General features: G+C 53.3%; 10 protein-coding genes. 6 read left to right on the top strand and 4 right to left on the bottom strand.

The genetic code is table 11. The annotated features are described in order from the left end of the window. Positions 1-75 precede the first annotated feature (75 nt). Together AC2TF6_RS12115 and AC2TF6_RS12110 are read left to right on the top strand one after the other, a co-directional pair. Positions 76-735, top strand: coding sequence for a hypothetical protein (locus AC2TF6_RS12115; protein ID WP_491311212.1), 660 nt, complete (start codon positions 76-78; stop codon positions 733-735). Positions 736-993: 258 nt separating this feature from the next. Continuing rightward, positions 994-1413 (top strand): GNAT family N-acetyltransferase, encoded by a 420-nt coding sequence (locus AC2TF6_RS12110; RefSeq protein WP_491311211.1) that lies wholly within the window; start codon positions 994-996, stop codon positions 1411-1413. 209 nt (positions 1414-1622) lie between these two features. Here AC2TF6_RS12110 and AC2TF6_RS12105 read toward each other — a convergent pair whose 3' ends face one another. Beyond that, positions 1623-2672 (bottom strand): NAD(P)/FAD-dependent oxidoreductase, encoded by a 1050-nt coding sequence (locus AC2TF6_RS12105; protein ID WP_491311210.1) that lies wholly within the window; start codon positions 2670-2672, stop codon positions 1623-1625. Positions 2673-2868: 196 nt separating this feature from the next. Between AC2TF6_RS12105 and AC2TF6_RS12100 the strand changes: the two genes are divergently transcribed. From AC2TF6_RS12100 to AC2TF6_RS12085, 4 genes are all read left to right on the top strand, one after another. Further along, positions 2869-3660 (top strand): ABC transporter ATP-binding protein, encoded by a 792-nt coding sequence (locus tag AC2TF6_RS12100; protein WP_009674244.1) that lies wholly within the window; start codon positions 2869-2871, stop codon positions 3658-3660. 4 nt (positions 3661-3664) lie between these two features. Further along, the gene (locus AC2TF6_RS12095) at positions 3665-4585 is read left to right on the top strand and encodes an iron-hydroxamate ABC transporter substrate-binding protein (protein ID WP_491311209.1); all 921 of its coding nucleotides are present in this window, start codon (positions 3665-3667) and stop codon (positions 4583-4585) included. Between the two features lie 73 nt (positions 4586-4658). Next, positions 4659-5669 carry a FecCD family ABC transporter permease gene (locus AC2TF6_RS12090; protein WP_491311208.1) on the top strand — a complete coding sequence of 337 codons (1011 nt, stop codon included), beginning with the start codon at positions 4659-4661 and terminating at the stop codon, positions 5667-5669. Next, complete coding sequence (locus AC2TF6_RS12085) at positions 5666-6673, top strand: FecCD family ABC transporter permease (protein WP_491311207.1); 1008 nt, start codon at positions 5666-5668, stop codon at positions 6671-6673. The genes AC2TF6_RS12090 and AC2TF6_RS12085 overlap by 4 nt, the downstream gene beginning before the upstream one ends. 264 nt (positions 6674-6937) lie before the next feature. Here AC2TF6_RS12085 and AC2TF6_RS12080 read toward each other — a convergent pair whose 3' ends face one another. The 3 genes from AC2TF6_RS12080 to AC2TF6_RS12070 form a co-directional block, all read right to left on the bottom strand. Continuing rightward, positions 6938-7576, bottom strand: a complete 639-nt coding sequence (locus tag AC2TF6_RS12080; RefSeq protein WP_491311206.1) for a class D sortase — start codon at positions 7574-7576, stop codon at positions 6938-6940. A 127-nt stretch (positions 7577-7703) separates the two neighbouring features. Beyond that, positions 7704-11420 (bottom strand): collagen binding domain-containing protein, encoded by a 3717-nt coding sequence (locus AC2TF6_RS12075; RefSeq protein ID WP_491311205.1) that lies wholly within the window; start codon positions 11418-11420, stop codon positions 7704-7706. Between the two features lie 395 nt (positions 11421-11815). After that, a complete protein-coding gene (locus tag AC2TF6_RS12070; protein ID WP_491311204.1) occupies positions 11816-12964 on the bottom strand; it encodes a response regulator in 1149 nt (382 codons plus the stop codon). Between the last annotated feature and the right edge of the window lie 43 nt (positions 12965-13007).

The raw sequence follows: 13007 nt of genomic DNA, 5'->3' as shown, positions 1-13007 counted from the left end.
TTTAGTTGTAATAGAGTCAGCGCTTGGCCGATTACAACTAACGCTCCAAAAAAATTAACGAAAGAAGGTCATTTGATGAAAAAAATCGGTATTTCACTGCTCTCCCTCTTTACGTTCCTGTTCTTTGCCTCGTCTGCTTTTGCCGTCACCGGACAAGGCGCCGCGCGTCTGATCACGACTACCAAGCATACGGCGATCCAGGGGACGCTGACGATCCCGAGTGCTTGGAATGTATCGAATGACGGCAGTTACATCGCGTTCTACCTCGGGCTGGATGTCGTATGCGAAGGCGGCATTTCATTTAAGCCTTCCACGGGCTGGAACAAATTCCTGAACTGCGGTGGCGGCGAAGGAAGTGCCTCGAACAAAACGGCGCCGCTGACTGTCCAGCCCAACCCCGGGGATACAATCTCCCTGAAGCTGGTCAATAACTTGAACGACACGGCCACTCTTTACGTGAACGGCGTTGCGGCCTACACAAACCTTCCGGTCGCGAATGCGGGTAAGCTTAAAGCGGCAACAACGGTAAAAATGGTTCATTCCACGCAGGATAACCAGGACAAAAACAGCTACACGAACGCTTCTTTCAGCAACGTGCTCGTGCAGTCGCAATCCGGCGGCAGCTACACAACTTTCCCGAGCAATATTTCTCCGGACTTCCCGCTCGGCGGCCAAGGGGATTATGTGATCAATTCGAGCAATCCGCTGGGCACATCGTTAAAAGCCGGCAAATAACGAAGGCTTCATGACCGGACGGCAGCGCCATCCGTGTGCGAAGCGGCTTGTACACCGCTTGCCTTCCTAAAAAGAACCGCTTTGCGCGGTTCTTTTTTGATTTTACGGGAAGAAACCTGAATTTCTAAACTAAAAGATTAAAGTGTTAGGATAATCTTTATGTACGCCGACTCCCTAAAATCCCCACGATATCACCGCTTCCTTATCACTTGCATCCATGTTGTATAGTGAGGATATAGGAAGAAAGGAGAGGTGGATATGTACGTGAAGCATGAGCGGCCCGGCCCTGTGGAGTATGCCGAGCTGAGGAGACTCGCTGGGTTAGCTCCCTTGGAAGAAACCTTAGCCGAGGCCGGTTTGAACGGCTCCATTTTCACGGTTGTTGTGCGTGACGAGAATTCCCGGCTCTTGGGAATGGGAAGAATCGTCGGGGATGGAGCCTGCTATTTTCAAGTGGTGGATGTACTGGCGCATCCTTCTTGCCGGGATCAAGGTACAGGTATCGAAGATACGCTTATGAAAGAAATTGTCCGTTACCTGGAGGAGAATACGTCCGAAAGTTCCCAGGTGATTGTCATCTCGGATACGCCGGGAATCCGGTTGTACCAATCGTTCGGGTTTAAGCTTATGTACCCGGACTTTTACGGAATGTCGAGAATTACCCGGCAGTCCGTTTAAAAATCGTGGAAGACTAGTCTCGGGGAAGTCTCGGTTCGCTCCTGTGCGCAAAAGCATGCCGGCGTGTCTGAGATTCCCCTCTCCCCATAGAATCGCCCGCCCGGCGAAACCTGTCCCCGCACGAGTAAAAAGGTTCCTGAACCTGCCTGGAGAACAAGGCGGTACACGAACCTTTTTGGTCTTGCATCCCGTACCGGAGCGTATCGCTTCTACCCCATCATCTGCTTCACAAGCTCGCGGTTCCGCTTCTTGAAGATTTCGTTGTGGGAAGAAACCATGCCGGTTTTATCCGAGCCGGGCTGGATATACTGCTTCGCCTGGTTGACCGCATTCGCCGCGTCCTGGAAAGCGCCGGCGATTAAATGCAGCTTGCCGTCATGCTTCAAAATATCCCCGGCCGCATAAAGCCCTTCCACGGTCGAGACGCTCGAAGCATTGCCCGCAATGTAGAAATCGTCCGCAAGCTCAATATCCAGCCCGCTGCTTTTGAGCAGAGTGCTGTCCCGTTCATAGCCGTGATTGATGATCACTTCATCGACCGGCACATGTGTAAGCTCACCCGTCAGGTGATTCGTCAGTTCGACATACTCGATAATGTCGTGACTGGAAGCGGCGATCAGCCTCGTGATCGACGAATTCAGGAAGCAGACGGCGGAGCCTTCCATCAGCTGCTTAACCTGCGCTTCATGCCCGGTTAGCGCATCTTTACGGTGGGTCAGATACACCTGCTTCGCTACGGATTCCAGCTCGTTCGCCCAGTCGACCGCCGAATTTCCGCCCCCGGAAATGATCACCGTCTTGTCCTTGAAGCGCTGCAGCGATTTCACCGTGTAGTTCAAGTTCGAAACCTCATACCGCTCCGCTCCCTCGATTTGCAGCCGTTGCGGCTTCAAGATTCCTCCGCCGACAGCCACGATCACCGTTTTGGAATAATGCGTTTGCCCGGAAGCGGTATGTAAAACAAAGTTTCCTTCGTCGTCACGGTTAATCGACTCCACCTTCTCATTCAGCACCACTTCGGGACGGAACGTCAATCCCTGTTCCACCAGCTTTTCAATGAGCTGGGCCCCGGTAAGAGGCGTATGTCCCCCGACATCCCAGATCATCTTCTCCGGGTACACATGAATTTTCCCGCCCAAATGCGGCTGAAACTCGATGATCTTCGTTTTGAGTTCCCTTAACCCACTATAGAAAGCGGAGTAGAGACCCGCCGGCCCCCCTCCAATGACGGTTACATCGAATAGTTCTTTCTCGTTCATGTTCCCTCACTCCTTGCCTTAGAGTTGTGATTGATTATCATTCTCAATAAAATATACGACCTTTTCTTGAATTTTACAAGTCAAAATGCGGGTTGACAAATGGTTCCCCCCCCTTTAAAGTATGTTATGTGCTGATGATGATAATCATTATCAATAAAACAGTATTTATTTTTACACAGCTACTGGGGGTTGCATCATGGTTCGCCTATATACAGATGAACTGAATATTGGGTATGGGGAACGTTTAATCGTTAAAAATTTAAGCGTATCGTTTCCCGACAAAAAAATCACGACGATTATCGGCGCCAACGGCTGCGGCAAATCGACGCTGCTGAAAGCCGCGACCCGGATTATTTCCCATCAGTCGGGCTCTATCCTTCTGGACGGCGAACTGATTTCCAAGGAAAACACTAAAGTTCTGGCCCGAAAAATGGCCATCCTCCCCCAGTCTCCGGAAAGCGCAAACGGGCTCACGGTCGGCGAACTCGTATCCTACGGCCGGTTTCCGTATCAGACGGGCTTCGGCCGGTTATCGAAGAAGGATTACGAGGTCATCGATTGGGCGCTGGAGGTCACGGGCACGAATGAATTCAAGTACCGCCCCGTCGACGCCCTGTCGGGAGGACAGCGGCAGCGCGTCTGGATCGCCATGGCGCTGGCTCAGGAGACGGACATTATTTTCCTTGACGAGCCCACCACGTACCTCGATATGGCGCATCAGCTGGAAGTTCTTGAGCTTCTGCAAAAGCTGAACCTGGAGCAGGGGCGCACCATTGTCATGGTCCTTCACGACCTCAACCAAGCCGCCCGGTTCGCCGACTATATCATCGCCCTTAAAGACGGCGAAGTCGTAAAGGCCGGGAATTGCGAAGAAGTAATAAGCCATGAAGTTCTGAAGCAAGTGTTTCAGATCGACGCGGAGATCGGCCGCGATCCGCGTACGAACAAGCCGATGTGCTGCACGTATAATTTAATAAAGGGAGATTGACATCATGAAAAAACTTCTGCTACCCATCCTGCTCGTTCTGGTTCTCGCTCTATCCGCCTGCGGCGCCAAGCGGGAAACCACCGCCGATAAAGAAGGCGCTTCGGACAACAAACAACCTGCGACCATCACCTACCAGTCCGAAAGCGGTCCGGTTGAAGTTCCCGCAAACCCCCAGCGTGTTATCGTGCTTTCGTCCTTCACCGGTAACGTGATGGCTCTCAACGTAAACCTGGCGGGCGTGGATTCGTGGTCCAAAAAGAATCCCCGTTTCGACAAATTAAAGGACGTTCAAGAAGTTTCCGACGAAAGTCTGGAGAAAATCATCGAGCTGAAGCCGGATCTGATCATCGGCCTCTCTACTGTCAAAAACGCCGACAAGCTCAAGCAGATCGCCCCTACCGTTACCTTTACATACGGAAAAGTCGATTATCTCACGCAGCATCTGGAGATCGGCAAACTGCTCAATAAAGAAAAAGAGGCCAAAGCTTGGGTCGACGATTTCAAAAAACGGGCGGCCAAGGCCGGTGACGATATTAAAGCCAAAATCGGAGCGGATAAAACGATTTCCGTCATTGAAAGCTTCGAGAAACAGCTGTACGTCTTCGGCGATAACTGGGGACGCGGCACGGAAATCCTTTATCAGGAAATGAAGCTGAAAATGCCCGATAAAGTGAGGGAAATGGCGCTCAAAGACGGCTACTACGCCCTGTCTGCCGAAGTACTGCCGCAGTATGCCGGCGATTATGTCATCTTCAGTAAAAATCCGGATGCCGATCATGCGTTCCAGCAGACGGAAACGTACAAAAACATCCCGGCGGTTAAAAACGGGCATGTGTTCGAAGCAAACGCCAAAGAGTTTTACTTCAACGATCCGCTTACTCTCGATTATCAGCTCGATTTCTTTATCAAGAATCTCGGCAAATAAGCAGCGCCATCCTGAAGGGATTCTTTCTCGAAAGAATTCCTTCTTCCATTCCAGTACAGAAAAGATGAGACGGATGAACAAACAAAACCCGCGTATTCTACCTTTTTCATTCAAGCTTGCAGCAGGTATCTTCGTATTTGCCGGCCTGTTTATGGCGGCTATGCTTTTCGGCGCGGCCGATGTCACCGTGAAGGATGTCTGGCTTGCTCTCACCTCTTCCTCCACGAACGGGCAGATCACCCTGCTCCGGGAAATTCGGCTCCCCCGCGAGGTTGCCGCCATTTTCGTTGGAGCGGCGCTGGCCGTATCCGGAGCTGTCATGCAGGGCATGACCCGCAACCCACTGGCCGATCCCGGCCTGCTCGGCTTAACCGCCGGCGCGAACGCCGCGCTCGCCTTCACGATCGCGTTCGTCCCGGCGGTGGGCTACTTCGGCATCATGGCGGCTTGCTTCGCCGGAGCCGTTATCGGAGCCGGACTCGTTTTCGGCATCGGGACGCTCAAAAAAGGCGGATTCTCTCCGCTCAGAATCGTACTGGCGGGCGCCTCCGTGTCCGCTTTCCTGTACGCCGTTTCCGAAGGAATCGGGCTTGTTTTCAAAATCTCGAAGGATGTGTCGATGTGGACCGCAGGCGGCCTGGTCGGTACGACCTGGGGCCAGCTTCAGGCTATCGCCCCTTTTATCGCGGCAGGGATACTTATCGCACTTGTTCTCTCGAAGCAGCTCACCATTCTCAGCTTGAGCGAAGAGGTTGCCGTAGGGCTGGGCCAGAAGACGCTCCGGGTGAAAGCGATCCTTTTTGTGGTCGTCGTTCTGCTCGCCGGCGCTTCCGTCGCTCTTGTCGGAAATATGGCGTTTATCGGCCTGCTGGTCCCCCATATCGTCCGTGCCATCGTCGGAACCGATTATCGGCTCATCTTACCCATGTCGGCCGTATGCGGCGCGTCTTTCATGCTCTTCGCCGACACGCTCGCGCGGACCATCCATGCCCCTTACGAAACGCCTGCGGCCGCGATCGTAGCTATGCTGGGTCTGCCTTTCTTCCTGCTCATTGAACGCAAAGGAGGGAGAGCTCTGTCATGATCCATCCTTCTCTAATCAGAAAACAGCGGCTTCTGGTCGCGGGCGCTATCGTGCTTATTGCGTTAACCATTCTGGCCGGCATGGGCCTCGGGTATTCTTCCCTGTCGTACGACCGGCTGCTTCCCACCCTGCTTGGGCAAGGCACTTTTAAAGAAAATTTTGTCTTGTTCTCCATACGGCTGCCGCGGATTATCATCACCCTTCTGGCGGGAATGGGACTTGCCCTGTCCGGAGCGGTTCTCCAGGGCATTACCCGCAACGACCTGGCCGATCCCGGTATTATCGGGATTAATTCCGGCGCCGGCGTCGCCATTGCCCTTTTCTTTTTATTCGTTCCGATCGATCCCGGATCTTTCGTCTATCTGCTGCCTGTCGTCGCTTTCCTGGGCGCTCTGATTACCGCCTGCCTGATCTACCTGCTGTCGTACAGCCGAAAAACCGGCCTGCAGCCCGTAAGGCTCGTACTGATCGGCGTAGGATTCTCCATGGCGCTGTCCGGCGTCATGATTGTGATCATCTCGTCCGCGGAACGGGTCAAGGTCGATTTCATCGCGAAATGGCTGGCCGGAAGCATCTGGGGAGCGGATTGGCCGTTTATCGGCGCCATTCTCCCTTGGCTGGTTCTCCTCATCCCGTTCGTCCTGTACAAAGCCAACCGCCTGAACTTGCTCGGCATGAGCGAAAGCGTCGCGGTCGGCGTCGGCGTCGCGGTCGAAAAGGAGCGGGCCGTCTTGCTGCTTGCTGCCATCGCACTGGCGGCCTCCGTCGTTTCCGTAACAGGCGGGATCTCCTTTATCGGTCTTATGGCGCCGCATATCGCGAAATCGCTCGTAGGCCCGAGAAATCAGATGTTTATCCCGCTCGCCATCCTGCTCGGCGGCTGGATGCTTCTCGTTGCCGATACGATCGGCCGCAATATTATCGAACCCGACGGCATCGCGGCGGGGATTATGGTCGCCTTGATCGGCGCTCCTTACTTCATCTATTTATTGCTGAAAAAATAAAAGAACCCGTCAGCGCAGAGGCTGACGGGTTCTTTTTTGTGCCCGGATTGGGTAAAGCGCGGATCTCCTTACTCATTTCAGATGATCGGGACCGGTCTGTTTTGGCAAGACCGGCGGACAAAGTTGAGAAAGCCGCTCGGTTCAGTGGCTTTTGGCCAGCAAAATTCCGGGTTCCGATCCAGCCGGTGAAGCTCGCAAAATGACCCCGGAAGCGTTTATTTGGGATGAATACCGCGGTATCCCGCCCCTTGTGCGTAAAGGTGTCTACACGGCCGCGGATTTGATCAGCGTCCCCTTGACGATAATCCGGTGGGTCGGATTTTTCATCGGGTGGCAAGTGATGAGTGTAATTTCGCTATCCTTGCCGTTGCCTTGAAGTACCTCCACCTGTTGCGGCAGTACGTACCGCTTCTCTTTGACTTCGTAAATGAACTTATCGGAGGACGTGTCCACTTCGATCGTATCGCCGACGGCCACTTCATCCAGCCGGTTAAAGTTTTTTCCGTAAGCGAAGTTTCGGTGACCGGCAATGGCATAGTTTCCGATTTGCCCCGGCTTCCCCGTATTGGAGATGCTTGCGAGAGAAATCTTCAAGTTTTCTGCAGTGGCGTCTGTCAGAACGGGGAGCTTCAACTGGATTTTGTCGATCACCAGGACCCCCTCCACGTGTTTACCGCCCGTCGCAAGTGAACTCGGGTCTTCCCCTGCGTTCGTAGCTTGTCCGGCAGAAGAAGCGTCTGTTTCGTTCTCCGGCTCCGATTGGTCGATAATCCTCAAATTGGTCTGCCACTGCTCCAGCAGCCTGCTCTGCTGTCTATTTTCGTATCGGTCCTGCAGAGTCGGATACAGAAAAACAGCGATGCCCAGGATCACGCACAGCAGAGGGAGTATCCGTTTTGTCATCTGAACGCCCCGCTTTAATTTCAATTTTAGTCCCGCTTCTTTTCCCGTAGAAAAACCCTTTAAGCAAACCCGTTTAGTCTCTAAACAAAGTCTACTTAAAGGGTGTCCATCCTTCAATAGTCGCCTTCTATTTTTTTAGGGCTAGTTTTCTTCTCCAAAGAATTCCGATCACAATTAATGCGATACCTGCGGCTTGTACACTCCAGCGCCCGGTTTCACCCGTTTGAGGAAGTACGGCGGCCGGCGGGTTTCCTTGACCGGGAACCGGCTTTGTCTGCACCATGACATCCAGAAGCGCAAGGATCGTTTCGTTGCCTTGGCTGTCCTTGGCTGCTACGGTAAAGCGATCCTTACCTGTATAGCCCGGATCAGGCGTATACGTCCAACGGCCGTTTTCGTCAATCGTCACTTTGCCGTGTTCCGGCTGCTTGCCGATCAACGGCTTCTGCCCTTCCGGTACATCGACTTTTCCTCCGGTAGGCGTATCTTTGTCCGTTGTGACTTTACCTGCGGCCGGAGAGGACGTTGGCTCCGGAGTTGGCTTCTCCGACGGTGTCGGTTCCGGTGTCTCCGGCGGTGTCGGTGTTGGCGTCACCGACGGTATCGGTGTTGGCGTCGGCGTTACCGACGGTGTCGGCGTCGGTGTCACCGACGGTGTCGGCGTTGGCGTCACCGATGGTGTCGGCGTCGGTGTTGGTGTCTCCGACGACGAATTATCGGACGGTGACGACGACGGTGTCGGTGTCGGTGTTGGCGTTACCGTCGGTGTCGGTGTTGGTGTCACCGGCGGTGTCGGTGTTGGTGTCGGTGTCACCGGCGGTGTCGGTGTTGGTGTCGGTGTCACCGGCGGTGTCGGTGTTGGTGTCACCGGCGGTGTCGGTGTCGGCGTCGGTGTCGGTACGGACACCTTGGCGTTTGTCACGTTCAGCGTGAAGCCGGCTGTGGAATTAATCGTAACGGGACGGTCGGTATTGTCAAGCACATAACCGGACGGCGCCGCTTTTTCTTTGATGATATAATCGCCGGCCAGCAGCTTTTTAAAGATCAATGTGCCTGTCGAATCCGTTGTTCCGCTATCAATCAGGGAACGCGAGCTTCCGGATTTGCGGTACAGTTCGAACACGGCACCCTGAAGCAAGTGCGAAGAGTCGGCCGCATCCGTTTTTTTGACGGTAAGCGAACCTCTGATCCCGCTGCCTGTGCCGGAACCGCTGGATACTCCAACGATGATGCTGTCGGTGGTTTCTTTCGATACCACGCTTACGTTATTTCCGCTAAAGCTGACTTTGTTGGAAACCGTATCCTGATCGTTCGCAACGATTAAAGACTGATAGTCCAGAACGTAAGGCGCTGTAATTTCATGCAGGAAGCTTAGCTCGAACGTCTGCTTGCCATCGTCGTCCGTCAATATCACAAGCTTGTAATCATTCCCTTTGGCAGCCTCGGTGCTTTTGACAACGTCTCCGTTAGCGGCTACAGTCGTCGTGTACAATCGGAACGATTCCGGCATGAGCAGTTGGTTCTCTGTAGGCGTATCCACGATTTTGGCATCCGCTACCGTAGATTGTCCCCGGTTGATATGAATGGTCCAGTTGATTTTGTCTCCGCTTTGGGAACCGGTTTTGTTGACGTACTCGCCGCCTTTCGGAATCGTCACCTTGGCGGTCAATTTCTCCGATACGGGAGCGGCAGCGTCGAACAATTCCGCCGTGTTGTTAACCGTGGTGTCGATAAGCTCCCCGTCCAAACTCGTTTTATAAACAATATAGAACGGAGCGGAGGATGGCTTAAGAAGCGTCACCACCAGCTTATTCGCACTGTCAACCGAATAACTGTACTCGGAGCTGTCGATGATCGTGCCCAAGGAAGGATTTCCGTTCGCTGCAATATTCATCGTATACAGAGCAAGCGAGCCGGAGACCAGGGACTGCTTCGATTCCAGGAGGTCTTCGACGCTCGGGCTTGTGAGAGGCTTCCCGTTGTAGTTGACGCCGATCGTCCAGCTTAGCTGTTTCGTCGAGGCATTGTACGAACCGTTTTTGAATCCGTTGTTTTTAGCCTCGCTGCGCGGGGTGAAAGTAGCCGATACGGACTTTGTTTGCGCTGCGGATGCGCTGTCCTTCCACGTGATGTCCGCATTGTTCACAAAGTTCTTCGTGCTGCCCGGAGGCGTTATCCAATCGAAATTGTACTCTGTCTTATAACTGATCGTGACGGTCTCCGACAGAGGACCCGCGAAGGTCAGCTTGAATCCGGAATCTTCCGTTACCGTACCGTCCAGCGTATAGTCGCCAGGGCTGTTCAAAACCGTGCTTCCCTGCTTGACTTTAAACGTGCCCGGTACAATCTTCATTCCTTTATTCGGGAACGCATCCGTAATGACGACTTCGGTCATGGGCTGATTGTCGCCGTTTACCGTTAATGTCCAAGAAGCCGTTTTGTCCTGATAGTTAGCGGCATCCATGCTCTTAACCAGCACGACCTGCTTGATCGTACGGCTTCCGGTCGCACTGTCTCCGCTTCCCGACGTCACTTTGTTGGCAATGGTTCCGTCGGCGATCACGCGGTCGGCCGCCTTGGTCTGATAGGTCACTTTATAAGCAGTGTTAACCGGCTGATTGAATTGCAGCTTAAATCCGTTCTTACCGGCAGCGGAGGCGGGTGTCACCGTATAATCGCCGGCCGGTATTTCGCCTCCGACCGTTTCGTTGCCGGCGTTATCCAACGCAACCGGGTACACTTTGACCGAGTTCGCTACCAGTTCGTGAGCATTGTCGAACAAATCGGTCAGAACGGCGTTCGTCTGGGATATCGCTCTTTCGTTGTAATTGTACTTGATGGCCCAGTCGATGGTTTGCGTGGCTGCATCGTAGCTTACGGAGCTCTTGCTGAGCGCGCTTCCGCGCTGTACGGTTACGGTCGCGCTCGCGCTGACCGAGCTCTGGTTGCTGCCCTTAAACGTGGCCGTGTTGTTAAATGTCGCCGGCGAGCCGTCCGTTACGGGCGTAGTAAACTGAACGCGGTACGCGGTCGTAATCGGACTATCGGCAAAACTCACCTTTACCGTTCCGCCCGATGTGTCCAAGGTATACTTGCCGGGATCGACAAGCGCCCCCTGAACGACCGTACCGTCCAGATTTACATCCAGCGCATAAACAGCTGCCGTTACCGGAACGGAAAGTCCCGCCGGAAGCGGATCTGTCATCACCGCATTTTCGACGGATTTTAATTCTTTGTTAACGTCCACGGTCCAATCGATATTTTTAGCATTGTATCCCTGGGGAACACCGCTTTTTCCGATTGTCGAGGCAACGTTAGGTTTAAACTGGAGTGAAATGACCTGCTCTCCGCCTTTAATCGGAATTTTAATTTTCTGAAGGGTCGAGCCGGTTATCTTCTGTCTGTCAAACTGGGTTTGGATCGTTAAAATCCCGCGTACGTCATCATGTGTCTCTATGTAGGGGTTGAAAGCCATCACTACTTGACGGGTATCCTTGTTGACCGTAAACGAACCCACATCATCGGATTCAATGAGAAGAGGTCCGCTTATGTTGTTGAAAAGAAGAAACTCCGCAGGCAGGGTGAAACGGAACGTATCTCCGTCCTTGTAACCGTGCCCGTTAGGCAGAGACCAATGATAATCCACCTGCACTTTGGAGCCCTGCTCGTAAACATTGTCAGTCACGACGTTACCGGCCTTGTCGTACACGGCCAAGGTTACGCTGTCCAAAATAGATGCGGTAATACCGGCCGCATTCGCCGCGCTCCACTGGCCGAATCCGTTAAAAACCTGGACGAAGACCAGCAGCGCAACAAGTGCAGCGCTAATTTTTTGCTTCAGCATGAACGTTTCACGCCTCCATTCCCTCATTTATTTGCTGAAGTCAATATCACCTTATGTTTGTAGTTAACTTGCAAGAGCATCGATCACCTGCACCGTGCAGGAAGAAGACTCCGAGACGCTGAAGACGTCCGGCTCCTCATCTCTTCGGACAAGTGAATACAAAGTGGACAGAGACTTCAACGGTGATTTTTTTTGCCGTCCGGCATCATCAGGGTCTGATCTCTCCTGTTTCTCTCCTTTCTCCCGATCCGTTTATGCCGCAAAAAGGCACACTTTGTATTGTAGCGCGTCCATCTCGACAAAATCTAAACAACGGGGCGGCATAAAAAAACCGGCCTGTATACACAGCCCGGTTTCCTGATAAGCGGCTTGCCGAAAAAAGGACGGCCTCCTGTTCAAAGCACACTTGCGGCGCCTTCCCTCCACTCTTCCATCCACATTTGAACGGAACCCTCGGGAAGCACGTCCATTTCTTTGAGCAGCGCGCCCAGCCGATTGAATTGTTCTTCTACGGCCTTGCGGTCCCTGAGAGAAGCATACAGCTTCATCAGCGGGAAATAGCTGCCTTCGAAGTGCGGGTATTTCTCCTGCATCCGGTTGTAAATCATGACCGCTTCATTAACCTGGCCATGACCGGCATAAAATTCTCCCAGCTTCCGCGCATGTTCGATCCACAAAATACGCAGCCGCTGCCGCTCATTCTCCGCCCAGAGATAATCGCAATCCGCCAGAAAGTCTCCGGGATACAGATCCAGCACCTTGCGATGCTCCGCCGCATTCCCGGTATGAATGGCTTCCAGCCGGCTCAGATCCCGCTCCCATTCCTCCGAGTCGATCCGGATGTCTCCGGCGTCCAGCATATAACCCTCTTTGATGTTCATACTCCGGATTCCGATATCCGTTCCCGTATGTTTTAACGCCTGCCGGATATGATAGATCGTGGTATACAGATGTGCGGCCGCTTTCTTGGCCTCCAAATCCGGCCAGAACATCTCCTGCAGGTCGCTTTTACGGATAGCCTGTCCACGGTGATGAATCAAGTAGGCGAAGAGCTCCTGCGCTTTGGCCGTGCGCCATTTCAGCCTCTCTACGGTACCGTTCCGGCGTTCGAATTGTATCGTCTGCAGCAGACGAATCCGCATGGAGCGGGACGAATCGTCCGCCCGGGCGCGGCGGAAAAGCTGCGCTTTATCCGTAAGACGCTGGACGGTTTTTAAGAGCCGTTCCTTTCGCAGCGGCTTCATCACATAATCGACAGCGTTCAAATCAAACGCGTGAACGGCGTATTTATCGTAGGCCGTAACAAATACGATGTCCAATTCCGGACAAACCTCCTGCAGAAGCTCGGCCGCTTGTATCCCGGATTTACCGGGCAGATGTATATCGAGGAACGCTACATCCGGCTGCAGCCCTTCGGCCTCGGCTATCGCTTCGTCCGGGTCCGAATAGGAACCTGCCACCTCAACACCCGGGATTGCTTCCAGCATGCGGTTCATCTGCAAAGCGGCAAGGGGCTCGTCTTCCAGAATTATCGCTTTTAACATCCTCAGTCCCTCCGAATCAGACTCTATTCTTTCAAACGACTTA

This window comes from Paenibacillus sp. JNUCC 35, from assembly GCF_058269095.1.
The sequence above is the reverse complement of the archived record's forward strand: the minus strand, read 5'-3'. Positions and strand labels throughout refer to the sequence as shown.

Excerpts from the sequence above, each read along its gene's own strand:
- AC2TF6_RS12115 (WP_491311212.1), top strand. The coding sequence starts at position 76 with ATGAAAAAAATCGGTATTTCACTGCTCTCCCTCTTTACGTTCCTGTTC.
- AC2TF6_RS12110 (WP_491311211.1), top strand. The coding sequence starts at position 994 with ATGTACGTGAAGCATGAGCGGCCCGGCCCTGTGGAGTATGCCGAGCTG.
- AC2TF6_RS12105 (WP_491311210.1), bottom strand. The coding sequence starts at position 2,672 with ATGAACGAGAAAGAACTATTCGATGTAACCGTCATTGGAGGGGGGCCG.
- AC2TF6_RS12100 (WP_009674244.1), top strand. The coding sequence starts at position 2,869 with ATGGTTCGCCTATATACAGATGAACTGAATATTGGGTATGGGGAACGT.
- AC2TF6_RS12095 (WP_491311209.1), top strand. The coding sequence starts at position 3,665 with ATGAAAAAACTTCTGCTACCCATCCTGCTCGTTCTGGTTCTCGCTCTA.
- AC2TF6_RS12090 (WP_491311208.1), top strand. The coding sequence starts at position 4,659 with ATGAACAAACAAAACCCGCGTATTCTACCTTTTTCATTCAAGCTTGCA.
- AC2TF6_RS12085 (WP_491311207.1), top strand. The coding sequence starts at position 5,666 with ATGATCCATCCTTCTCTAATCAGAAAACAGCGGCTTCTGGTCGCGGGC.
- AC2TF6_RS12080 (WP_491311206.1), bottom strand. The coding sequence starts at position 7,576 with ATGACAAAACGGATACTCCCTCTGCTGTGCGTGATCCTGGGCATCGCT.
- AC2TF6_RS12075 (WP_491311205.1), bottom strand. The coding sequence starts at position 11,420 with ATGCTGAAGCAAAAAATTAGCGCTGCACTTGTTGCGCTGCTGGTCTTC.
- AC2TF6_RS12070 (WP_491311204.1), bottom strand. The coding sequence starts at position 12,964 with ATGTTAAAAGCGATAATTCTGGAAGACGAGCCCCTTGCCGCTTTGCAG.